Source organism: Agromyces aerolatus, assembly GCF_031432255.1.
In the GTDB taxonomy this organism is placed as follows: Bacteria; Actinomycetota; Actinomycetes; order Actinomycetales; family Microbacteriaceae; genus Agromyces.
The window spans coordinates 54069-76736 of the sequence record NZ_JAVKGQ010000012.1 but is presented as its reverse complement, the minus strand read 5'-3'; the positions used below and the strand labels follow the sequence as shown (position 1 = coordinate 76736).

Here is a 22668-nt window from a genome sequence, read left to right as displayed (position 1 = left end):
CTCGCCCAGTTAATCATGGCTAACATGAATCCCAGTTAATACCCATTCACCGAGATCGCGTGACCGGGCCCGCTTCGATGGAGACGCTGGATGACGACCCTGACGACGACGCTCGACGAGACGGACGAGCGCGCCCGCGAGTACGCGGCGGCCCATGCCGCGCTCCGCGACGAGCTCCGCGGGAAGCTCGCGGCCGCCGCGCTCGGCGGACCCGGGAGCTCACGCGAACGGCACATCGCGCGCGGCAAGCTGCTTCCGCGCGACCGGGTCGACCGGCTGCTCGACGAGGACAGCCCGTTCCTCGAGATCGCGCCCCTCGCCGCCGACGGCCTGTACGGCGGCGACTCGCCGGGCGCCGGCCTCATCGCGGGCATCGGGCTCGTGCACGGGAGCCCCGTCATGGTGGTCTGCAACGACGCCACCGTGAAGGGCGGCACGTACTACCCGATGACCGTGAAGAAGCACCTCCGCGCGCAGGAGATCGCGCTCGAGCAGGAGCTCCCGTGCATCTACCTCGTGGACTCGGGCGGCGCGTTCCTGCCGCGACAGGACGAGGTCTTCCCCGACCGCGAGCACTTCGGGCGCATCTTCTTCAACCAGGCCACCATGTCGGCGCGGGGCATCCCGCAGCTGGCCGCGGTGCTCGGATCGTGCACCGCGGGCGGCGCGTACGTGCCGGCGATGAGCGACGAGAACATCATCGTGCGCGACCAGGGCACGATCTTCCTCGGCGGCCCGCCGCTCGTGAAGGCCGCGATCGGCGAGGTCGTCACGCCCGAGGAGCTCGGCGGCGGCGAACTGCACTCGCGCGTCTCGGGGGTCACCGATCATCTCGCCGAAGACGACGAGCACGCGCTCGAGCTGATGCGCGAGCTCGTCGGCACGCTCCCGCCGCCGCGAGAGCGAGCGTGGGCCGTCCGCGACCCGCGGCCGCCGGCCGTCGACCCCGCGTCCCTGCCCGCGGTGGTCCCCGTCGACGTCCAGCAGCCGTACGAGGTGCGCGAGGTCATCGCCCGCCTCGTCGACGGCAGCGAGTTCACCGAGTTCAAGCCGGAGTACGGCGAGACGCTCGTCACCGGGTTCGCGCACCTCGACGGGCACCCGATCGGCATCGTCGCGAACAACGGCGTGCTGTTCAGCGAGTCGGCGATGAAGGGCGCGCACTTCATCGAGCTGTGCGACCAGCGGGGCATCCCGCTGCTGTTCCTGCAGAACATCTCGGGCTTCATGGTGGGCCGTGACGCCGAGGCGGGCGGCATCGCGAAGCACGGCGCGAAGATGGTGACCGCGGTCGCGACCACGCGAGTGCCGAAGTTCACGGTCGTCATCGGCGGATCGTTCGGCGCCGGCAACTACTCGATGTGCGGTCGCGCCTACTCGCCCAGGTTCCTGTGGATGTGGCCGAACGCGCGGATCTCGGTCATGGGCGGTGAGCAGGCCGCCTCGGTGCTCGCGACCGTCAAGCGCGATCAGCTGACCGCCCGCGGCGAGTCGTGGAGCGACGCGGACGAGCACGCGTTCCGCGCGCCGATCCGCGAACAGTACGAGGAGCAGGGCAGCCCGTATCACTCGACCGCCCGGCTCTGGGACGACGGCATCATCGAGCCGTCCGAGACCCGCACCGTCCTCGCTCTCGCCCTCGAGCTCGCGAGCCGAAGCCCGCTCCCCGAACCCCGGTTCGGCCTCTTCCGGATGTGATCGCGCCCATGTCTGCCCCCACCGTCTCCGATCTCGCCCTGTCCGCCCCCACCGGATCCGGCCCGGCCGGCACCCGGCGCCCGTTCGACCGGGTCCTCGTCGCGAACCGCGGTGAGATCGCCGTGCGCATCATCCGCACCCTCCGCCGGCTCGGCATCCACGCGATCGCCGTGTACTCCGACGCCGACGCCGAGGCCCCCCACGTCACGCTCGCCGACACGGCCGTGCGCATCGGCCCCGCTCCCGCGGCCCAGAGCTACCTCGACCCCGCGCGGATCGTCGCCGCGGCGCTCGAGACCGGCGCACAGGCCGTGCACCCCGGGTACGGCTTCCTCTCCGAGCACGCGGGGTTCGCCGCCGCCTGCGCCGACGCCGGGCTCGTGTTCATCGGACCAGGCATCCGCGCGCTCGAGGTCATGGGCGACAAGATCCGGGCGAAACGTCACGTGGAGGCATCCGGCGTGCCCGTCGTCCCCGGCGTCGCCGACCCGTCCCTCGACGACGACGCGCTCGTCGCCGCGGCCGACGGCGTGGGCTACCCGGTGCTCGTGAAGCCGTCCGCCGGCGGCGGCGGCAAGGGCATGCAGGTCGCGGGCGACGCCCGCGAGCTGGCCACCGCGCTGCCCGCCGCACGCCGGGTCGCGAAGGCCGCGTTCGGTGACGACACGCTGCTCATCGAGCGTTTCATCGAACGGCCGAGGCACATCGAGGTCCAGGTGCTCGCCGATGCCCACGGCACCGTCGTGCACCTGGGCGAGCGCGAGTGCTCGCTGCAACGCCGGCACCAGAAGGTCATCGAGGAGGCGCCGTCGCCGCTGCTCGACGAGGCGACGCGCGAGCGCATCGGTGCCGCGGCCTGCCGCGCCGCCGAGAGCGTCGGCTACCTGGGGGCGGGAACCGTCGAGTTCCTGGTGTCGGATGCCTCGCCGGGGGAGTTCTTCTTCATCGAGATGAACACGCGGCTCCAGGTGGAGCATCCGGTGACCGAGCTCGTGACCGGCGTCGACCTCGTCGAGCAGCAGCTGCACGTCGCGGCCGGCGAGCCGCTGCCGTTCAGCCAGGACGCGATCAGCCTGACCGGGCACGCCGTCGAGGCGCGACTGTACGCCGAGAGTCCTGAGCGCGGGTTCCTGCCCGCGACGGGCGACGTGCTGGTCTGGGAGTCTCCGAGCGGGGACGGTATCCGGGTCGACGCCGCACTGCGCGCCGGCCAGGCCGTGACCGCGCACTACGACCCGATGCTCGGCAAGATCATCGCCTGGGCGCCGACCCGCGCCGAGGCGCTCGACCGGCTCGACACCGCGCTCGCCGAGACCGTGGTGCTGGGCGTGGACACCAACGCGACGTTCCTGCGCAGGCTCCTGGCCGATCCCGCGGTGCGGCGGGGAGACCTGCACACGGGACTCATCGACGCGCTCACCGAGACCGAGCCCACGGGTCACTCCGACGGCCCCGACGACGCGCTTCTCGTCGCCGCGGCGACGGCGCTCGCCGACGGCGCGGTGCCCACGCCCGGTGCCCGGGCCTGGCAGCGCGAGCTGCGCTGGCGGGCCGGAGGAGGCCGCCCCTTCCGGGTCCAGCTCGAGCCCGTCGCCGGGCCGTTCACCGGCACGGTGCTCGCCGAGGCATCCGGAAGCCGTGGGGCATCCGCGGGCGCCGAGGCATCCGCCATCGCGCCCGACGGGACCGTCTGGGTGCACGCCGCGGGCGCGACCGCCGCCTTCCGCCGCGTCGACCGCGCCGAGGCGCTGCGCGCGCGCCTGGCCGGCGTCGAACGCGGGTCGGCCGCCGATCCCGAGCACCGCGCCCCGATGCCCGGAACCGTCAGCGCCGTGTTCGTCGACGACGGCGCCGACGTCGAGCCGGGGACGCCGCTCGTCGCCGTCGAGGCCATGAAGATGGAGCACCGCGTGCTCGCGTCCCTCGCGGGCGTCGTGCGGATCGCGGTCGCCGTCGGCGAACAGGTCTCGCGCGACCAGCCGATCGCGCGCGTCGTCCCGCGCGACGCGCCGGCCGCCGGCGTCGCCTGACCCGATATGCGCGCGACCCGGGTGCAGCATGGACCACGACACGAGTGAGGGAGACGACATGACGGATGCTCCGACGCGAGAGGTGCTGCAGCGCGGACTCTGGTACGAGGAGTTCGAGGAGGGCGTGCGCTACCTGCACCGGCCGGGACGCACCGTGACCGAGGCCGACAACGTGCTCTTCACGACCCTCACCATGAACCCGCAGCCGCTGCACCTCGACGCGGCGTGGTCCGCCGAGCAGCCGTTCGGCGAACGCCTCGTGAACTCGCTCTTCACACTGTCGACCCTCGTCGGTCAGTCGGTCGGCCAGCTCACGATGGGCACGCTCGTCGCCAACCTGGGATTCGGCGAGGTCGCCTTCCCCGCACCCGTGTTCGTCGGCGACACGCTGTACGGCGAGAGCGTCGTGCGATCCCGGCGGCTCTCGGCGTCGCGTCCGGGCCAGGGCGTGCTCGAGCTCGCGCACACCGCGCGCAACCAGGACGGGGTCGTGGTCGCGACGGCGTCGCGCACGATGCTCGTCTGGACCAGGGAGGCCGGCGAGCGGATCGCGGCAGACGGGCGGGCGAACCCGTGACGCGCCCGGCGTTCCGCCTCGGCCCGGCGCTGCTGTTCTGCCCCGCCGACCGCCCCGACCGCTTCGAGAAGGCGCTCGCACGAGCAGACGCGGTCATCCTCGACCTCGAGGACGCCGTCGCCGAGGACCGCAAGGCCGCGGCGCGCGACGCGCTCTTCGCGCACCCGCTCGACCCCGAGCGCGTGATCGTGCGCGTGAACCCGGCGGCCTCGGCGCACCGCGCGGCCGACCTCGAGGCGCTCGCCGGCACCGCCTACCGGGTCGTCATGCTCGCCAAGTGCGAGGGCACGGCCGACCTGGTCGATCTCGAGGACTACGAGGTCATCCCGCTGTGCGAGACGGCACGCGGGGTGCTCGCGGCGCCCGACCTCGCGGCGCTGCCGAACGTCGCCGCGCTCATGTGGGGCGCCGAGGACCTCGTGGCGTCGCTCGGCGGCGCATCGAGCCGGCACGCCGACGGCCGGTATCGCGACCCCGCGGTGCACGCGCGCGCGAGCGTCCTGCTCGCCGCCGCGGCGCACGGAGCGGCGGCGATCGATGCCGTGCACCTCGACCTCGACGACGACGCGGGCCTCCGGGACGAGGCGGCGGACGCCGCGGCGCTCGGGTTCGCGGCGACGGCGTGCGTGCATCCGGCGCAGGTCCCCGTCGTGCGCGCGGCATACCGCCCCGACGACGCGCGGGTCGAGTGGGCGCTCGCGGTGCTGGCGAGGGCCGAGGGGGCACCCGGCGTGTTCGCGTTCCGGGGGGCCATGGTCGACGGGCCCGTCCTCCGGCAGGCCGAGGCCATTGTCCGGTTGGCGGGCGCGGCGACGTCGGACGGCTGATCTTCGGCCGGCCGCGGCCTGCGCGCGCTCAGCCAACGATTCGGTAACGGTTCACGCGTCGTTTCCTGTCCGGTGTCGGAGGCCGCGGGTACGCTCGGACCATCCCTGGGGAGGAGGCGCGGTCGTGAGCGGTCGGCACGGTGTGACTGGGCAGGTCCTGCCGCCCGTCGAGGCCAAGCCCTCCGTCACGCGCAGCGAGACGAACGCGCTCTCGGGGCCGATCACCGTCCCGCGGCGCGTGCTGCTCGCCGACACCGGGTTCGAGGCGCACCCGCTCGCCCTCGGCGGGAGCGTCTTCGGCTGGACGCTCGGCCCCCACGACGCCGAGGCCGTGCTCGACCGCTTCGCGGCGCTCGGCGGGTCCATCGTCGACACGGCCGATAGCTACGCCTCAGGGCGGAGCGAGCGCATCGTCGGCCGGTGGATGGCCTCCCGGCGCACGCGCGATCGCCTGGTGCTCACGACGAAGGTCGGCCGCCTTCCCGAACGGCGAGGGCTCGCACCCGAGACTCTGCGGGCGGCCGTCGACGACTCGCTCGAGCGACTCGGCACCGACGTGGTCGACGTCCTCTACCTGCACGGCGAAGACCCGGGCGTCCCGCTCGAGGAGACGCTCGGCGCCGTCGGCGCGCTGATCGACGCCGGCAAAGTCCGTGTGCTCGGGGCCTCCGACTTCTCTCCCGAGCGGCTCATCGAAGCTCGGGTCCTCGCCGCGAACGGACTGCCGCGCATCCAGCTCGTCACGACCCGGTACAACCTCATGGACCGCCGGCCGTTCGAGGGCGCACCCGAGCTCGTCGCGCACGCGCAAGGGCTGGGCGTGCTCCCGTACTTCGCGCTCGCCAACGGCTTCCTCGCGGGTCAGGTGCGGCGCCGCGCCGAGGTCCGGCACGATGCCAGGGGCGCCCGGCTCGCCCGGCACCTCGGCCGCCGCGGACACCGGGTGCTCGCGGCGATCGACGAGATCGCCTTCGCGCGCGACGTGCAGCCCGCCACGGTCGCGATCACCTGGCTGCTCTCGCGGCCCACGGTCGTCGCGCCCGTCGCGGGGGTCAGCCGTCCCGAGCAGGTCGAGGCGCTGCTCGCGGCCGGTGCGCTCGATCTCCACCGCTCCGAGCTCGTCGAGCTCGACCGGGCCTCCGCCTGACCCGACCGCCAGGTCGCGCCGACGCGTCGCGCGTGGCCCGGTCCTCCCTCGCCGCGTCGGGGGCGTGACGTAGGCTGGTGCGGATGAACGGCGCCGTCGACCTCCCGCTCGAGACCCCCGAGCTCACGTTCGAGGCATCCGGCGACGCCATGGTCCGTCGCACGCTGCTGCCCTCCGGAGTCCGCGTGCTCTCCGAGCGCGTTCCGGGCGCGCGCAGCGCGACCATCGGGTTCTGGGTCGCGATCGGCTCGCGCGACGAGCATCCGGCCGAGGCCGGGCAGCCCGCGACGTTCGGGTCGACCCACTTCCTCGAACACCTGCTGTTCAAGGGCACGCGCGAGCGCACCGCGCTCGACATCGCGATCGCCTTCGACGGGGTCGGCGGCGAGCACAACGCGCTCACCGCCAAGGAGTACACCTGCTACTACGCCAAGGTGCAGGATCGCGACCTGCTCATGGCGGTCGACGTGCTGGCCGACATGTTCACGTCGTCCGTGCTCGACGAGACCGAGTTCGAGAACGAGCGCGGCGTGATCCTCGAAGAGCTCTCGATGGCGGGCGACGACCCCGCCGACGTGGCGACCGAGCGGTTCTTCGAGGCCGTGCTCGGCGACCACGCGCTCGGCCGTCCCATCGGCGGCAGCCCCGAGACGATCCGCCAGGCCCGCCGCGATGCCGTCTGGGCGCACTATCGCGCCAACTACCGGCCGCAAGACCTGGTGGTGACGGTCGCGGGCGCGGTCGATCACGAACTCGTCGTCGAGCGGCTCGAACGCGCGCTCGAGGCCGGTGGCTGGGAGCTCGCGGTGTCCGGCTCGCCCGAGCCACGCCGGTCGACCGCGCCGGCCGTGCTCACCGGCCGACGACCCACCACGATCGTCGAGCGGCCCCTCGAGCAGGTCAACCTGCTGCTCGGCGTGCCCGGACTCACCGCGACCGATCCGCGGCGCCCCACGCTCAGCGTGCTGAACACCGTGTTCGGCTCGGGCATGAGCTCGCGGCTGTTCCAAGAGGTGCGCGAGCGCCGCGGCCTGGCGTACTCGGTGTACTCGTTCGGGCCCGGCTACTCCGACGCCGGGGTGTTCGGCATGTACGCGGGCTGCGCGCCCGCGAAGGCGCCGAGCGTGGCCGCCCTCATGCGCGCCGAGCTCGAACGCATCGCCGAGCACGGGGTCACGGGCGACGAGCTCGCGCGGGCCGCCGGCCAGCTCGGCGGGGCCTCGGCGCTCGCGCTCGAAGACTCCGACACGCGGATGTCCCGGCTGGGGCGCGCCGAGCTCACGCTCGGCGAGTTCCAGGACCTCGACGAAGCGCTGCGGCGCATCGCGCTCGTCACCGACGACGACGTGCGGGCGCTCGCGGCCGACCTCGTGGCGAGGCCGTTCTCGCTCGTCGCCGTCGGGGCAGCCGACGAGGCCGCGTTCCAGGGCGTCGTCGACGAGGTCCCGACCTCGACCGGGGTCGTCTGACGGGCATGCAGCAGGCACTGTCGAACATGCAACAAGGAATGAGCGCGTGACCCACCACCTCTATCTCGTCCGCCACGGGGAGCAGCTCGACGCTGAGCACGGCCTCCCCGACGGCCCGCTCTCGCCGCGCGGCCGGCGTCAGGCCGAGGCGCTCGCCGAGCGCCTCGGCGGCATCCCGTTCGACGCCGCCTGGCATTCGCCGCTGCAGCGCGCGTCCGAGACCGCGAACATCATCGCGGCGAAGATGCCCGCGCTCGAGCCCGAGCCGTCGGCGCTGCTGTTCGACTGCATCCCGTCGGGCCCCGCACCCGAGACGCCCTCGGCGTACGACCCGTTCTTCGGCTCCGTAACCGAGGAGGAGATCGACGCGGGCCGTGCACAGATGGCCGACGCGGTCGCCGAGTTTCTGCGGTCATCGCGCGAAGATCGGCACGAGCTGCTCATCACGCACAACTTCGTCATCGGCTGGTTCGTGCGCGAGGTGCTGGGCGCGCCGGACTGGCGGTGGGTGTCGATCAACCAGGCCAACTGCGGCCTCACCGTGCTCACGCAGAAGCCCGGGCGCCCCTGGAGCCTCGTGACCCACAACGACCTCGCGCACCTGCCGCCCGAGCTGCGCACGGGACTGCCTGAGCCGTACACCGTCTAGCTACAATGTATACTGGCATGCATGTCGGTGTCTCTGCGAAGTCGTGCCGCTCTGTTCGGCCGCGGTTGGTTCGGCGCGACGCTCCTCGTGTGCCTCGGGCTGACACTCGCTTCGGGCGGCGCCGGGCCGGCGATGGCCGCCTCGGCCGATGACGACGGGGTGAGACGTCACGACGCCTACATCAATGACAGCCTGCTCTTCGGCTCGCCCAAGGCGTACACCGCGAAGTGTCCCGAAGAGCATCCGTATCTCAAGCGCTTCCACACCGGCACGTACGACGTGAACGGCGACACCGGACGCGCGGTGCCGGGTGGCGTGATCGTGTACGAAGGCAGCGGGCCGGTGCACGTCGACGGCTCGCTCGACGAGGCGAACCTGACCGAGCATCTCGGCGCGGGGCCGAGCGGGCTCGGGCGCTACGAGGCCTTCCGAGGCATCGAGGGGTATGTGATCGGCTTCGGTGGAACCAGCGTGCGAATCGTGCTCTGGTGTGTGTCCGACCCGTTCAATGGTGCGGTGAGCCCGGCGCCGAAATAGGCGCGCGGATCTGGTGATCCAAGCGTCAATACAGGATACTAGTGTTCATGAAGCGTCAACCAAGCACGCATATCGGGGGTACGAGGTCCACGCGGCGGGTCGCGACGGCGATTACTGCACTAGCCGCGCTCATCTGCTCCATCGGTGCCGCCGCTCCGGTGCAGGCGACGACCGCGGCCGAAATTCCGGGCCTCGTCCGGCACGACGCGCTCGTCGACGACGCGGTGAAGGCCGGGTTCGTGGCCTACACCGCGACCTGTCCACCGGATCAGCCGTACCTGAAGCGATTCCACACGGGAACCTACAAGAACAATTCCGACGGCTCGCGCGCCATTCCCGGCGGGGTGATCGTGTACGAGGGGAACGGGCCGGTCTGGGTCACCGCCGGCATGACCGGCCGGTCCGAGCACTGGGGCAGCGGGCCGTCCGGTGAGCGGAACTACGAGGCGTACCGCGGCATCACGGGCCACTATGCCAGTCTGGGTGGCACGTCCGTGCGCATCGTGCTCTGGTGCGTCTCCGACCCCTTCAACGGCGCGGTGGCGGAGATCCGGTACCCGTAAGTCCGAGTTGTCGTCGGCCGCTCGCCCTCAGACGCGCTTGCCGTACCAGTTCGTCGCGTTCGGATTGTCGTTGTACGGCTCGATCGGCACATACCCGCTCGCGTGGTACAGGCCGCCCGCGGCCTCGAGGCTCGCGTTCGTGTCGAGCACGAGCTCCTGGGCGCCGAAGGCGACCGCGCGACGTTCGAGCTCCTGGAGGAGCATCCGCCCGCCGCCCGAGCCACGCGCCTCGGGACGTAACCAGAGATGCTTGACCTCGTAGCGCACGAGGCCATCGGCCGACGGCGGGATGCGGCGAACGCCGCCGCAGCCGAGCGGTGTGTTGGCCGGGGCGGTCGGGTCATCGCCGTCGGCGTCGGCCGCGTCCACGATCAGGAACACTCCAGCAGGTGGCTCGAACTGCTCGGGCATTGGGAACGTCGGCCGGTAGACGCCCTGCTCGACCGGGAAGCCCGCGGCGCGTTCCGCGAAATATGCGATGAGCAGGGCGTGTGCATCGGCGTCCGTGACGGCCGCCTCGCGAAAGCGCAGCATGCGATCAGCCTACGCGTGGCGTGCGGGGCCATATCGACGGCCCGGCGACCAGAAATAGTGGTATATTGGACGGCATGACTGAACACGCATCGAAGCTCGCCCGCCGCGGGCGGAGCAAGCGACGTGCGCTGGCGACGGCACTCATCTCGGGGCTTGCACTCACCGCGACGATCGCGTCCGGCGCACCCGCCTTCGCATCTGCGCCCGACCTGGATCCGCCCGAGACCGCGGGCATCGCCGGAACCGTGGAGGTCGTCGACGACGGGCTCATCCGGTACGACGCGTGGGTCCACGACAAGCTGCCCGGGGGCGTGTTCGGCTACCACGTGAAGTGCCCGGATGGGTGGCCCTATCTCAAGCGTTATCACACCGGCGGGTATGAACGGAATGCGCCGGTGCCGGGGCCGCCGATGCCCGGCGGGGCGTTGGTGTACTCGGCGAACGGCACGCTGGCGATCACGGGCTTCGAGCGTGGTGAGTCCTGGCACTACGGCAAGGGTCCGGAGGGTTCTGCGACCTACCGCGCGGTCAACGGGATCGAGGGCACGTACGCGAGCCTCGGTGCCACCGACATGAGGATCGTCCTCTGGTGCGTCTCCGATCCGTTCAACGGCGCCGTCTCCGATCCGTACTGACGCCTCGGGTCTTGTCAGGGCGGTTCGTCGCGCTTGGTAGGCTCGAATCCGTGACGATTCGGGTCGCCGTGGCCGGGGCCACGGGAAAGATGGGAACGCTGGCACGCAGGCTCATCGAGGCGGCCGACGATCTCGAGCTGCACGCGGCGCTCGACTCGCGGTCGTCGCTCGACGAGCTCGACGGCGCCGATGTCGTGTTCGACGTCACCCATCCGGCCGTCAGCGCCGACATCGTCCGGCACGCGGTCGCGGCGGGCATCCCGGCCGTCGTCGGCACCTCGGGCTGGTCGGCCGATCGCATCGCCGAGATCCACCGGCTCCAGCGCGACCGCGACGACGCGCGCGCCGTGCTGTTCGTGCCGAACTTCTCGATCGGCAGCGTCCTCGGCACCGCGTTCGCGGCCATGGCCGCGAGGTTCTTCGACTCGATCGAGATCGTCGAGGCGCATCACGCGGGCAAGGTCGACTCGCCGTCCGGCACGGCCGTGCGCACCGCCGAGCTCATGGCCGACGCGCGCGGCGCCGAAGGCCCGGTCGCGGCGCCGCACGCCGACCAGCGTGCTCGCGGCCAGCTCGTGGCCGGCATCCCCGTGCACAGCCTCCGCCTGACGGGCCTCCTCGCCGAGCAGCGCGTCATCCTGGGCGGCACCGGCGAGACCCTCACGATCGCGCATTCCACGCTGTCGCCCGAATCGTACGAGGCCGGCATCCTGCTCGCACTGCGCACCGCGCCCGACGCGACCGGCGTCGTGGTCGGCCTCGACGCGCTGCTCGAGCTCGGCGTGCCGAGCGGTCGATGAAGGGTCGCGCTGCCGCCATCATCATGGCGGTGCTGCTCGCGGTCTACCTCGTGCTCGTGGGCTGGCAGGCCGTGCAGTTCATGGCGACCGGCGAGCCGGTCGCGGTCGGCATCGGGATCGCCCTGATCGTGCTTCCCGTGCTCGGCGCGTGGGCGCTGTGGCGCGAGCTCGACTTCGGCATCCGCTCGCAGCAGCTCGTGCGGCGCCTCGACGCGGAGGGCGGCGCCGACCTCGACCTGCCCGCCCTGCCAAGCGGACGGGTCGACCGGGCGGCGGCCGACGCCGCGTTCGACGACTACCGGCGCGAGGCCGAGGCGGCACCCGATTCGTGGCGCGCCTGGTTGCGGCTCGGGCTCGCCTACGACGCCGCGGGCGACCGGCGACGTGCGAGGAGCGCGGTGCGCCGGGCGATCAGCCTGGAGCGCGCGAACCGCTGACCATCGCCGCGATCGCCGACGACACGACGGGGTGCGCGAAGCGGAAGCCCGCATCGATCAGCCGTTGCGGGCGCACCTTCTGGTTCGCGAGCAGCAGCTCGTCGGCGGCGACGCCGAGCGCGAGCTCGAGCGCACGTTCGGGCACGACGAGGGCGTGCGGACGATGCAGCTGCTCGGCGAGCTCGGACGTGATCTCGTTCGCCGTGGCCGGCGTGGGACCTGCGAGGTTCACGGGACCGGCGAGCGGCGACTCCAGCAGGAACTCGAGCGCGCGCACCTCGTCCTCGAGTGCGATCCACGGCCAGTGCTGCTCGCCGGACCCGAGCCGGCCGGCCAGGCCGAGCTTGGTGATCGTCGCCACGCGTTGCAGGGCGCCGCCGCCGTCGCCGACCACGATGCCGCTCCGGAACATGACCGTGCGCGTGGCCTCAGGCGCGAGCGCGGCCTGCCCCTCCCACTGCTCGACGACGTCGGCGAGGAAGCCCGTGCCGATCGCGGAGTGCTCGGTCAGCAGCTCGGCCGGGCGATCGCCGTAGATGCCGACCGCCGACGCGGACAGGAACACCGCGGGCGGGCGGGCCGCCGCGCGCATGGCGTCGACCAGGGTCCGGGTCGCGGAGATCCGCGACTGCAGGATCTCGTCACGGTAGCGCTTCGTCCACGGCAGATGCGCGAGCGAGGCGCCCGACAGGCTGACGACCGCGTCGACGCCGTCCACGCTGGACACGTCGAGGCGGCCGTCGGCCGGCGACCAGGACACCTCGTCGCCGGCCTCGACGGGCCGCCGCACCAGGCGTACGACCTCATGACCTGCCGCGCCGAGACGTCCGACGAGGGCCGAGCCGATGAAGCCTGATGCGCCGGCGGCGAGGATCCGCACCGCTACGCGAGCTCTGCTTCGATCGTGATGGGGACGCCCGTGAGCGCCTTCGAGATCGGGCAGTTCTGCTTCGCGTCCTCGGCGAACGACTCGAAGTCGGCCTCGCTGAGGCCCGGGACGCGCGCGCTCACGAGCAGGTGGCTGCCGGTCACGCCCTTGCCCGCCTCGAAGGTCACGGCGGCGGTCGTCTGGATGGACTCGGGGGTGTGACCCGCGCCCGCGAGCGCGTGCGAGAGCGCCATCGAGAAGCACGCGGAGTGCGCGGCGCCGAGCAGCTCTTCGGGCGTCGTGGTGGCGGCGTCGGCGCCGCCCTCGGCGCGTGCCTTCCAGTTCACGGGGAACGAGCCGAGTTTCGAGGAGTCCAGCGCGACCGTGCCGGATCCTTCCATCAACGTGCCGGTCCAGACGGTGGTCGATTCACTCGTGACGGCCATGGGTCCTCCTCTTCGAGCCGGGAGCCTCAAGCCTAGCCGCGCGGGGCGTCCGCGAAGGGGGCTTGCACCGATACGATCGTGGTCGTGGAGCCTGTGATCCCGACCCCGTACGAAGACCTGCTGCGTGACACGCTCGCGAACGGTGTGCACAAGAGCGATCGCACGGGCACCGGCACGACGAGCGTGTTCGGTCGCCAGTTGCGGTTCGACCTGTCGCAGGGCTTCCCCCTGGTCACGACCAAGCGCGTGCACTTCAAGTCGATCGCGTACGAGCTGCTGTGGTTCCTGCGCGGCGAGTCGAACGTGGGCTGGTTGCGCGAGCACGGCGTCACGATCTGGGACGAATGGGCGGATGCCTCGGGCGAGCTCGGTCCCGTCTACGGCGTGCAGTGGCGGTCGTGGCCGACCCCGGGCGGCGAGCCCGTCGACCAGATCTCGCAGGTGATCGACGACATCCGGCGCACCCCCGACTCGCGCCGGCTGATCGTGTCGGCCTGGAACCCCGCCGACATCCCCGACATGGCGCTCGCGCCGTGCCACGCGCTGTTCCAGTTCTACGTCGCCGACGGCAAGCTCTCGTGCCAGCTGTACCAGCGCAGCGCCGACCTGTTCCTCGGCGTGCCGTTCAACATCGCCTCGTACGCGCTGCTCACGCTCATGATCGCGCAGCAGACCGGGCTCGAACCGGGCGACTTCGTCTGGACGGGCGGCGACTGCCACATCTACGACAACCACCGTGAGCAGGTCGCCGAGCAGCTCACGCGTGAGCCGTTCGCACCGCCGACGCTCCGCCTGCGGCGGAAGCCCGACTCGATCTTCGACTACGACTACGAGGACTTCGAGGTCGTCGGCTACGAGCACCACCCGGCGATCCGCGCCGCGGTCGCGGTATGACGGAGGGGTCGCACCCGCCGATCGGGCTCGTCTGGGCCGAGGCGCGGGGCGGCGTGATCGGCGCGGGCGGCGGCATGCCGTGGCACGTGCCCGAGGACCTCGCGCACTTCAAGGCGGTCACGATCGGCGCGCCCGTGATCATGGGCCGCAAGACCTGGGACTCGCTGCCCGAGCGCTTCCGGCCGCTGCCCGGCCGGCCGAACCTCGTCGTGACGCGGCAACCCGGATGGGCGGCAGAGGGGGCGCGACGCGCCGGCTCGCTCGACGAGGCGCTGGCTTCCGCCGCCGCCGACCGGGTGTGGGTCATCGGCGGGGGAGAGCTGTTCCGGCTCGCGCTGCCGCTCGCCGACCGCATCGAACGCACCGTGCTCGACCTCGAGGTCGACGGCGACGCCTTCGCCCCACCCCTGGACGAGACGTGGCACGTCGTCGACGCCGACCCGGCGGCCTCGTGGCACACCTCCCGGAGTGGCATCCGCTATCGCTTCGAGCGCCTCGCCCGCTGACCGCGTGCGCCTCTCCTCCGAAATGTCGGGCCGGCGGGGCGACACGCCCTGATCGGATGCCTCGGACCGGCGTGTCGTCAGACGGATCCGACATTTCGGACTGAGCCTGCGTCCTCCACAGGGTGGGCGGGTCGCGCGTTCGGCACAACTCGGGCCGCCGGCCCGTTCGGCTCGGCCACCGTCTTGCAGGATCGTCGGGTGTACGGCCGACTGAGACTGGAGGCGGCGTTCGGGCGAGCGCGCATCGCGCGCACGGCCGAGCTCGCGTCCGCCGGGATCGGGCAGCATGCTCTGCGGCACGCGGTTCGCGAGGGGACGGTCCTGCGGTTGCGTCAGGGCGTGTACGCGCTGCCCGGTGTGGGCGAAGAGGCTCGGCTCGCGGCGTGTCATGGCGGGATGCTTGCATGTGTGTCCGCGGCACGGGCCGTCGGCCTCTGGGTGCTCGACGACGATCGTCTGCATATCGCTGTGGGCACACGCGATCGGACTCATCCCCACCCGGGCTGCAGGTGCCGAACGCATCGCGTGGCGCGTGCAACGCTCGGCGCTCGCACGACGGTGCGGCGCGCACTCATCCAGATCTACCGCTGTCGCGGCCCGGAAGCGTTCTTCGTCTCGCTCGAGTCGGCGCTGCGACAGGGACGCGTGTCACGGACGGGCTTGGCCGCAATTCGCACGGCCTTGCCCGGGGCGGGAACCCAGCTCGTCGACCTCGCCCGATGCGATGCGGACAGCGGCCTCGAATCCCTGATGCGGCTTCGACTCCTCGGCCACGGCATCTCGTTGGCGGCTCAGGTCGAGATCCCTGGCGTGGGCCGAGTCGATTTCGTGCTCGGCGACCGTCTGATCCTCGAAGTGGATGGAAGGGGGAACCATGACGGTCCTTCGATGCGCCACAAAGACCTCGTTCGTGACGCAGCGGCGGCGGCGCTCGGGTTCGACACGCTCCGTTTCGACTACGCGATGGTCGTGCACGACTGGCCGTCGGTGCTCGCAGCGATTCTTGCGAAGGTCGACGCCGGACTCCACATGTCGAGGTGAGCCGCTCCGAAATGTCGGACGCGCGCCGCGACACGCCGCGACGGATTGCCGGAGTTCGGCGTGTCGGCACACCGGCCCGACATTTCGGAGCAGGCGTCGGTGAATTTTCCGGGGCGTGCCGAACCGATACTGTTGAGGGCGTGACTTCAGAGAATCCCTTCGGACAGGTGCTCGTCGCGCTCGTCACGCCGATGACGGCGGACGGCGAGGTCGATTGGCCCGGGGTCGAGAAGCACATCGACGACGTCATCACCGCGGGCGCCGACGGCATCGTCGTGACCGGCACCACCGGCGAGACGAGCACGCTCACCGACCCCGAGAAGATCCGTCTCGTCGAGGTCGGCAAAGACGTGGCCGCCGGGCGCGCCAAGATCATCACGGGCGGCGGGTCGAATGAGACCGCGCACGCGATCGAGCTCTACCAGCACTCCGAGCAGGCGGGCGCCGACGGCATCATGATCGTCACGCCGTACTACAACAAGCCGACGCAGGCGGGCATCCTCACGCATTTCCGGCTCGTCGCCGACGCGACGGACCTGCCGGTCATCCTGTACGACATCCCCGGCCGCACGGGCGTGCCGATCAGGTACGAGACGCTCCTGCGCCTCGCGAAGCACCCGAACATCCTCGCCGTGAAAGACGCCAAGGGCGACTTCTCGGAGGTCAGCCGGGTGCTCAACCAGACCGACCTCATGTACTTCTCGGGCGACGACGCGAACGTGCTGCCGCACCTCTCGATCGGCGCGTCGGGCCTCATCGGCGTCACCGCGAACATCGCGCCCGCGCCGTACCGCACGATCGTCGACGCGGTGAACCGCGGCGACCTCGCCACGGCGACCGCAGCGCACCAGCAGCTCGAGCCGCTCGTGCGCGCGGTCATGACGCACGTGCCGGGAACGGTCGCGGCGAAGTACATCCTGCACGGCCTCGGCCGCATCGGCAGCCCGCGCGTGCGCCTGCCGCTCGTCGGTCCCGAGGAGTGGGAGGCCGCGCTCATCGAGGACGAGATCGACCACGTCGAGGGCGTGGCCGGCGTCGACTTCCACAACTTCCGCCCCGACCGCAACGCCGCCGCAGGCGGCGCGCTGCCCAAGGTCGCCGGCACGACCCGCTGACGCGGGCCCGAGACATCCGCGGTCGCATGAGGCGCCGCAGCAACTGCATACCGAATCAAAGGAGGGCCCATGCCCGACACCGTCTTCGATCCTGCCCCGCTCCAGCCCGGCACCCTGCGCATCACGCCCATCGGCGGACTCGGCGAGGTCGGCCGCAACATGACGGCCTACGAGCTCGACGGCAAGATCCTGATCGTCGACTGCGGCGTGCTCTTCCCCGAGGAGCACCAGCCGGGCGTCGACCTGATCCTGCCCGACTTCGGGTTCCTCAGGGAGCGTCTCGACGACGTGGTCGGCGTCGTGCTCACGCACGGCCACGAGGACCACATCGGCGCGGTGCCGTACCTCCTCAAGGTGCGCGCCGACATCCCGCTGATCGGCTCCACGCTCACGCTCGCGCTCGTCGAGGCGAAGCTCAAGGAACACCGCATCAAGCCGTACACGCTCACCGTGGCCGAGGGGCAGCGTGAGACGCTCGGCCCGTTCGACCTCGAGTTCATCGCGGTCAACCACTCGATCCCCGACGCGCTCGCGGTCGCGATCAAGACCCGCGCGGGCACCGTGCTCGCGACGGGCGACTTCAAGATGGACCAGCTGCCGCTCGACGGCCGGCTCACCGACCTGCGCGAGTTCGCGCGGCTCGGCGAAGAGGGCGTCGACCTGTTCATGGTCGACTCCACGAACGCGGATGTCCCGGGCTTCACGCCGCTCGAACGCGACATCGGGCCCGTGCTCGACCAGGTCATGTCGCGTGCGACGAAGAAGGTCGTCGTCGCGAGCTTCTCGAGCCACGTGCACCGCGTCCAGCAGGTGCTCGACGCCGCGGTCGCGAACGGGCGCCGGGTCGCGCTGCTCGGCCGCAGCATGGTGCGCAACATGACGATCGCCGAGGACCTCGGCTACCTGAAGGTGCCCGAGGGCGTGCTCATCGACTTCAAGAAGGCCGGCGACGTTCCCGACGACCGGATCGTCTACATGTCGACGGGCTCCCAGGGGGAGCCCATGGCCGTGCTCAGCCGGATGGCGAACCGCGACCACCAGATCGAGATCGACGAGGGCGACACGGTCATCCTCGCGTCGAGCCTGATCCCCGGCAACGAGAACGCCGTCTACCGGGTCATCGACGGGCTCACGAAGCTCGGCGCGAACGTCGTGCACAAGGGCAACGCCAAGGTGCACGTCTCGGGTCACGCGGCCGCGGGCGAGCTGCTCTACTGCTACAACATCCTGAAGCCGAAGAACGTGCTGCCCATCCACGGCGAGTACCGGCATCTTGTCGCGAACGCCAAGCTCGCACGCGACACCGGCATCGCCGAGGAGCGCACGTTCATCGGTGAGAACGGCACGGTGTTCGACCTCCGCGACGGCGACGTGCGGGTCGTGGGGCAGCTCGACCTCGGCTTCGTGTACGTCGACGGCTCGACGGTCGGCGAGATCACGGACGCCGACCTCAAGGACCGCCGGATCCTCGCCGAGGAGGGCTTCATCTCCGTGATCGTGGTCGTCGACGCGACGACCGGGCACGTGATCAGTGGTCCCGAGATCCACGCGCGAGGCTTCGCCGAGGACACGTCGGTCTTCGCCGACGTGAAGCCGAAGATCGAGGCCGCGCTCGCGGAGGCGGCGCAGAACGGCGTGCGCGACGCGCACGCGCTCTCGCAGATCGTGCGCCGCACCCTCGGCACCTGGGTGAATCGCCGGCTCCGGCGGCGCCCGATGCTCGTCCCGCTCGTCATCGAGGCCTGAGCGCGATCCGAGACACTCGCGCCGCGCTGCGGCGCGGCGTCGGCCGTCGGCCGTAACGTTGATCCCATGGCAACGGGCACCCGGTCGAACAAGCGTGCTTCGGGCACGAGCACCCGGGCGAGCTCATCGCGCCAAGCGACGGCGCCCACCAAGAAGCTCCCGGCCTCGCGTGCGTCGAAGGCGGCGGAGCCGGTCGACGAGCGCCCGAACGTGATCGTCCGCGCCTGGATGGGGCTCGCGCACGTCGTCGGCGGTGGTGCCCGCGCGCTCGGCCCCGAGACGCTCGCGAAAGAGGAGCGGCGCGACGGCCTGCCGTTCTTCATCGTGCTGCTCGCGGTCGCCGGTGCGGTCATCGAGTGGTTCCTCATCAACGAGCCCGTCGCGCAGACGCTCGACGCGTGGACGTTCGGCGCGCTGTTCGGCCGGGTCGCGTTCGCGCTCCCGGTCGTCATGCTGCTCTTCGCGGTCTGGTTGTTCCGCCATCCGAGCTCGGTGCACGACAACACCCGCATCGGCATCGGGCTGGCGCTGCTGCTGATCTCCGTCTCCGCGCTCTGCCACATCTTCGGCGGGCAGCCCGCGCCGAGCGCCGGCATGCCCGTGCTCGCGCGTGCCGGCGGCATCCTCGGCTGGATGCTGGCGGAGCCGATCGCGTTCCTGATCACGCCGATCGGGGCGACCGCGGTCGTCATCGTGCTGCTCGTGCTCGCGCTGCTCATCATGACCAAGACGCCGCCGAACCGCATCGGTGCCCGGTTCCGCGAGCTGTACGACTGGCTCTTCGGCGCGGTCGCCGAAGACGGCGACGGCTCCGACGCCGAGCCCGAGCCCGCGCCGAAGAAGAAGCGCGGCCGTGCCGAGCGCACCGAGCAGGTCGAGCTGGACGGGGTCGACGACGACGAAGACGCGCCGTCGGGCGGCATGCTCCCGTGGTGGCGTCGCAACGACTCCAATCGCGAAGAGGACCCGGCGTTCGAGTCCGCGGGCGCCGACGGACTCACCGAGGTCTTCGGCCCGGGCTCGGCCGACGGCAGCTTCGAGTCCGCGCTCGAGGGCGACGGTGGCCCCGACGCCTACGGCACCGGGGTGCTGAGCGACCTCGAGCGCGCCGAGTCCGCGCTGCAGCAGTTCACCGGCGAGGCGCCGAGCGGGGCGACGGCGCTCCGCGGCGACGACGCCGGTGCGACGGGGGTGATCCCGGGCCTCGACCCGCTGGCCGAAGATGGCGAGCCGTCGTCCGCCGGCGCTCCGGTCGACGGGCTCCCGGCCGCCGACGCCGAGCCCGAGCCGGATCGGCCCTACCACCTGCCCTCCGCGTCCACCCTCGCGGCCGGCGCGCCAGCGAAGGCGCGGTCCGCCGTGAACGACGAGGTCGTGCGCCAGATCACGGCCGTGCTCGACCAGTTCAAGGTCGACGCCAAGGTCACGGGCTTCTCCCGGGGCCCGACGGTCACGCAGTACGAGATCGAGCTCGGGCCGGGCGTCAAGGTCGAGCGCGTCACGGCGCTCTCCAAGAACCTCGCGTACGCGGTCGCGTCGAACGAGGTGCGCATCCTGTCGCCGATCCCCGGCAAGAGCGCGATCGGCATCGAGATCCCCAACGCCGACCGCGAGATCGTGACGCTCGGCGACGTGCTGCGCTCGGGCGCCGCGGTCGGTGCGAAGCATCCGATGACGATCGGGGTGGGCAAGGACGTCGGTGGCGGGTACGTGGTCGCGAACCTGGCGAAGATGCCGCACCTGCTGGTCGCCGGCTCAACCGGGTCCGGCAAGTCCAGCTTCGTGAACTCCATGATCACGAGCCTGCTCATGCGCGCGAAGCCGTCCGAGGTGCGCATGGTGCTCATCGACCCGAAGCGGGTCGAGCTCGCGCCGTACGCGGGCGTTCCGCATCTGATCACGCCCATCATCACGAACGCCAAGAAGGCGGCCGAGGCGCTGCAGTGGGTCGTGAAAGAGATGGACATGCGGTACGACGACCTCGCGTCGTTCGGCTTCCGCCACATCGACGACTTCAACAAGGCCGTCGTCAACGACGAGATCGTGCTGCCGGCCGGCAGCGAGCGCAAGCTCAAGCCGTACCCGTACCTGCTCGTCGTGGTCGACGAGCTCGCCGACCTCATGATGGTCGCACCGCGCGACGTCGAGGACTCGATCGTGCGCATCACCCAGCTCGCCCGCGCCTCGGGCATCCACCTCGTGCTCGCCACCCAGCGACCGTCGGTCGACGTCGTCACGGGTCTGATCAAGGCGAACGTGCCGAGCCGCCTGGCCTTCGCGGTCACGAGTGTGACCGACTCGCGCGTCATCCTCGACCAGCCGGGTGCCGACAAGCTGATCGGGCAGGGCGACGCGCTGTTCCTGCCGATGGGCGCGTCCAAGCCCATCCGCGTGCAGGGCGCCTGGGTCGCCGAGGGCGAGATCGAGCGCGTCGTCACGCACGTCACGCGGCAGGCGCGCCCCGAGTACCGCAACGACGTGCAGGCGGTCGTCGAGAAGAAGGAGATCGACGCGGACATCGGCGACGATCTCGAGCTGCTGCTGGCCGCGGCCGAGCTCGTGGTCTCGACGCAGTTCGGCTCCACGTCGATGCTGCAGCGCAAGCTGCGGGTCGGCTTCGCGAAGGCCGGGCGCCTCATGGACCTCCTCGAGTCGCGTGAGGTCGTCGGGCCGTCCGAGGGGTCGAAGGCCCGTGACGTGCTCGTCACCGTCGAACAGCTTCCTGGCGTGCTCGCCAAGATGCGCGGTGAAGAGCCGGCGGGCCCCGCGTCGCCGGCCCCCGCCTCCCCGGCGGCGCAGGCCGGCGCGCCGGCCGCGTCGGCGCCCGCCGGCGATGACCGCTACGACGATCCGGTCGGGCGGATTCCCGAGGGGTTGCCCGAGGTCGAGGCCGAACCCGACGAGGACGCCTGGGGGCTGACCGGTCGCGACTGACCGGCGGAGCGTCCGACCCGGCGGCTATCCTTGGGGGCATGACCTCCTCCGCCGGAAGCCGCGCGCGATCGGCGAACTGGAACCTTCCGAACGCCATCACGATCGTCCGGATCCTGCTCGCCCCCGTCTGCTTCTGGCTGATCCTCGCCGAACACGGCGACAACGCCGTGCTGCGCTGGCTCGCGACGGGTCTGTTCGTGGTCGCGATCGCGACCGACGGCATCGACGGCCACATCGCACGCAGTCGCGGCCTGATCACCGACCTCGGCAAGCTGCTCGACCCGATCGCCGACAAGCTGCTCACGAGCGGCGCCCTGGTGTGCCTGTCGATCCTCGGCGAGCTGCCGTGGTGGGTGACCGCGCTCATCATCGTGCGTGAGGTGGGCATCACGATCTGGCGTCTCGTCGAGCTCCGCCGGGGCAACGTCGTCCCGGCCGCGTCGGGCGGCAAGCTGAAGACCGTCGTGCAGGCCGTCGCGATCTCGTTCGCGCTCGCGCCGCTGCCCGCGCTGCTCGGCGGCTGGGTCGACTGGCTGAACACCGCGCTCATGACCGCGGCGCTCGTGCTCACCGTCTGGTCGGGCGCGCTGTACATCCGCGACGCGATCGTGCTCGCGCGGCAGCGACGACGCGCATGACCGCGAGCGAGGCCGAACGGCTCGTCGCGACGCTCACCCGGCACGCGCGTACGCTCGCGGTCGCCGAGTCGCTCACGGGCGGGCTGCTCGCCGCACGGATCGTGTCGGTGCCCGGCGCGTCGGCGGTGCTCACCGGCGGGATCGTCGCGTACGCGACCGAGCTCAAGGCGACGATCCTCGGGGTGGATTCGGGGCTCCTGGCGCGGCGGGGTGCGGTCGACGCCGACGTCGCACGGCAGATGGCCGACCATGTGCGGTCGGTGTGCGCGGTCGCCGGCCGGCCGGCCGACCTGGGCCTCGCCACGACGGGCGTGGCGGGACCCGATCCGCAGGACGGGCATCCGCCGGGCACCGTGTATCTCGGAATCGCCTCGCCGCGAGGCATCCGTTCGGTGCCGCTCGAACTCGACGGAAGCCGCGCCGACATCCGCACGCACACGGTCGCGCGCGCGCTCGACGAGGCCCTCGCGGAACTCGCCGCGATGATCGCGGCCGACGCGGAATAGCGTTCGTGAACTCCCTGTTACATAGACCGGGTTCACACGGAAGGTCCAGTGTGAAACGCTAGAGTCGTGGC

The 22668-nt window shown here is 71.6% G+C and carries 23 protein-coding genes; 20 read left to right on the top strand and 3 right to left on the bottom strand.

Annotated features, from left to right (window positions below; all coding sequences use genetic code 11):
* The first annotated feature begins 90 nt into the window (after nt 1-90).
* From RH864_RS14495 to RH864_RS14455, 9 genes are all read left to right on the top strand, one after another.
* Entirely contained in the window at nt 91-1698 is a 1608-nt protein-coding gene (locus RH864_RS14495) for a carboxyl transferase domain-containing protein (RefSeq protein WP_310518273.1), read from the top strand.
* Between the two features lie 8 nt (nt 1699-1706).
* Entirely contained in the window at nt 1707-3728 is a 2022-nt protein-coding gene (locus tag RH864_RS14490) for an acetyl/propionyl/methylcrotonyl-CoA carboxylase subunit alpha (protein ID WP_310518272.1), read from the top strand.
* Nucleotides 3729-3786: 58 nt separating this feature from the next.
* Nucleotides 3787-4305, top strand: a complete 519-nt coding sequence (locus RH864_RS14485) for a MaoC family dehydratase (RefSeq protein WP_310518271.1) — start codon at nt 3787-3789, stop codon at nt 4303-4305.
* A complete protein-coding gene (locus tag RH864_RS14480) occupies nt 4302-5132 on the top strand; it encodes an HpcH/HpaI aldolase/citrate lyase family protein (protein WP_310518270.1) in 831 nt (276 codons plus the stop codon). Before RH864_RS14485 ends, RH864_RS14480 begins: the two co-directional genes overlap by 4 nt.
* Before the next feature lie 124 nt (nt 5133-5256).
* Nucleotides 5257-6279, top strand: coding sequence for an aldo/keto reductase (locus tag RH864_RS14475; RefSeq protein WP_310518269.1), 1023 nt, complete (start codon nt 5257-5259; stop codon nt 6277-6279).
* A gap of 83 nt (nt 6280-6362) precedes the next feature.
* Complete coding sequence (locus RH864_RS14470; protein ID WP_310518268.1) at nt 6363-7748, top strand: M16 family metallopeptidase; 1386 nt, start codon at nt 6363-6365, stop codon at nt 7746-7748.
* A 46-nt stretch (nt 7749-7794) separates the two neighbouring features.
* Nucleotides 7795-8397: a histidine phosphatase family protein gene (locus RH864_RS14465; protein WP_310518267.1), complete on the top strand. Its 603-nt coding sequence runs from the start codon at nt 7795-7797 to the stop codon at nt 8395-8397.
* 21 nt (nt 8398-8418) lie between these two features.
* The gene (locus RH864_RS14460) at nt 8419-8934 is read left to right on the top strand and encodes a hypothetical protein (protein ID WP_310518266.1); all 516 of its coding nucleotides are present in this window, start codon (nt 8419-8421) and stop codon (nt 8932-8934) included.
* A 47-nt stretch (nt 8935-8981) separates the two neighbouring features.
* Complete coding sequence (locus RH864_RS14455) at nt 8982-9497, top strand: hypothetical protein (protein WP_310518265.1); 516 nt, start codon at nt 8982-8984, stop codon at nt 9495-9497.
* Nucleotides 9498-9524: 27 nt separating this feature from the next.
* Here the strand turns inward: RH864_RS14455 and RH864_RS14450 are convergent, their stop codons facing one another.
* Nucleotides 9525-10031: a GNAT family N-acetyltransferase gene (locus tag RH864_RS14450; protein WP_310518264.1), complete on the bottom strand. Its 507-nt coding sequence runs from the start codon at nt 10029-10031 to the stop codon at nt 9525-9527.
* Nucleotides 10032-10105: 74 nt separating this feature from the next.
* On the opposite strand from RH864_RS14450, the gene RH864_RS14445 reads away from it, so the two are divergent.
* The 3 genes from RH864_RS14445 to RH864_RS14435 are packed head-to-tail and all read left to right on the top strand — an operon-like array spanning nt 10106 to nt 11903.
* Nucleotides 10106-10666, top strand: a complete 561-nt coding sequence (locus RH864_RS14445) for a hypothetical protein (RefSeq protein ID WP_310518263.1) — start codon at nt 10106-10108, stop codon at nt 10664-10666.
* 50 nt (nt 10667-10716) lie between these two features.
* Entirely contained in the window at nt 10717-11466 is a 750-nt protein-coding gene (dapB, locus tag RH864_RS14440; RefSeq protein WP_310518262.1) for a 4-hydroxy-tetrahydrodipicolinate reductase, read from the top strand.
* Nucleotides 11463-11903 (top strand): hypothetical protein, encoded by a 441-nt coding sequence (locus tag RH864_RS14435; RefSeq protein ID WP_310518261.1) that lies wholly within the window; start codon nt 11463-11465, stop codon nt 11901-11903. Before dapB ends, RH864_RS14435 begins: the two co-directional genes overlap by 4 nt.
* Here RH864_RS14435 and RH864_RS14430 read toward each other — a convergent pair.
* Together RH864_RS14430 and RH864_RS14425 are read right to left on the bottom strand one after the other, a co-directional pair.
* A complete protein-coding gene (locus tag RH864_RS14430) occupies nt 11878-12783 on the bottom strand; it encodes a TIGR01777 family oxidoreductase (protein ID WP_310518260.1) in 906 nt (301 codons plus the stop codon). The genes RH864_RS14435 and RH864_RS14430 overlap by 26 nt on opposite strands.
* A 2-nt stretch (nt 12784-12785) precedes the next feature.
* The gene (locus RH864_RS14425; RefSeq protein ID WP_310518259.1) at nt 12786-13217 is read right to left on the bottom strand and encodes an OsmC family peroxiredoxin; all 432 of its coding nucleotides are present in this window, start codon (nt 13215-13217) and stop codon (nt 12786-12788) included.
* Nucleotides 13218-13301: 84 nt separating this feature from the next.
* Here RH864_RS14425 and RH864_RS14420 point away from each other — a divergent pair, with 84 nt between their 5' ends.
* The 8 genes from RH864_RS14420 (at nt 13302) to RH864_RS14385 (ending at nt 22597) form a co-directional block, all read left to right on the top strand.
* On the top strand, nt 13302-14111 hold the full coding sequence (locus RH864_RS14420; RefSeq protein WP_310518258.1) for a thymidylate synthase: 810 nt from the start codon (nt 13302-13304) through the stop codon (nt 14109-14111).
* A complete protein-coding gene (locus RH864_RS14415; protein ID WP_310518257.1) occupies nt 14108-14617 on the top strand; it encodes a dihydrofolate reductase in 510 nt (169 codons plus the stop codon). The genes RH864_RS14420 and RH864_RS14415 overlap by 4 nt, the downstream gene beginning before the upstream one ends.
* A gap of 198 nt (nt 14618-14815) precedes the next feature.
* On the top strand, nt 14816-15658 hold the full coding sequence (locus RH864_RS14410; RefSeq protein ID WP_310518256.1) for a type IV toxin-antitoxin system AbiEi family antitoxin domain-containing protein: 843 nt from the start codon (nt 14816-14818) through the stop codon (nt 15656-15658).
* 140 nt (nt 15659-15798) lie between these two features.
* Nucleotides 15799-16773, top strand: a complete 975-nt coding sequence (dapA, locus tag RH864_RS14405; protein WP_310518255.1) for a 4-hydroxy-tetrahydrodipicolinate synthase — start codon at nt 15799-15801, stop codon at nt 16771-16773.
* 69 nt (nt 16774-16842) lie between these two features.
* Nucleotides 16843-18519: a ribonuclease J gene (locus RH864_RS14400; RefSeq protein ID WP_310518254.1), complete on the top strand. Its 1677-nt coding sequence runs from the start codon at nt 16843-16845 to the stop codon at nt 18517-18519.
* Between the two features lie 66 nt (nt 18520-18585).
* Nucleotides 18586-21453, top strand: a complete 2868-nt coding sequence (locus RH864_RS14395) for an FtsK/SpoIIIE family DNA translocase (protein WP_310518253.1) — start codon at nt 18586-18588, stop codon at nt 21451-21453.
* 38 nt (nt 21454-21491) lie between these two features.
* Nucleotides 21492-22091 (top strand): CDP-diacylglycerol--glycerol-3-phosphate 3-phosphatidyltransferase, encoded by a 600-nt coding sequence (gene pgsA, locus RH864_RS14390; RefSeq protein ID WP_310518252.1) that lies wholly within the window; start codon nt 21492-21494, stop codon nt 22089-22091.
* Entirely contained in the window at nt 22088-22597 is a 510-nt protein-coding gene (locus tag RH864_RS14385) for a CinA family protein (RefSeq protein WP_310518251.1), read from the top strand. The genes pgsA and RH864_RS14385 overlap by 4 nt, the downstream gene beginning before the upstream one ends.
* Nucleotides 22598-22668: the final 71 nt, after the last annotated feature.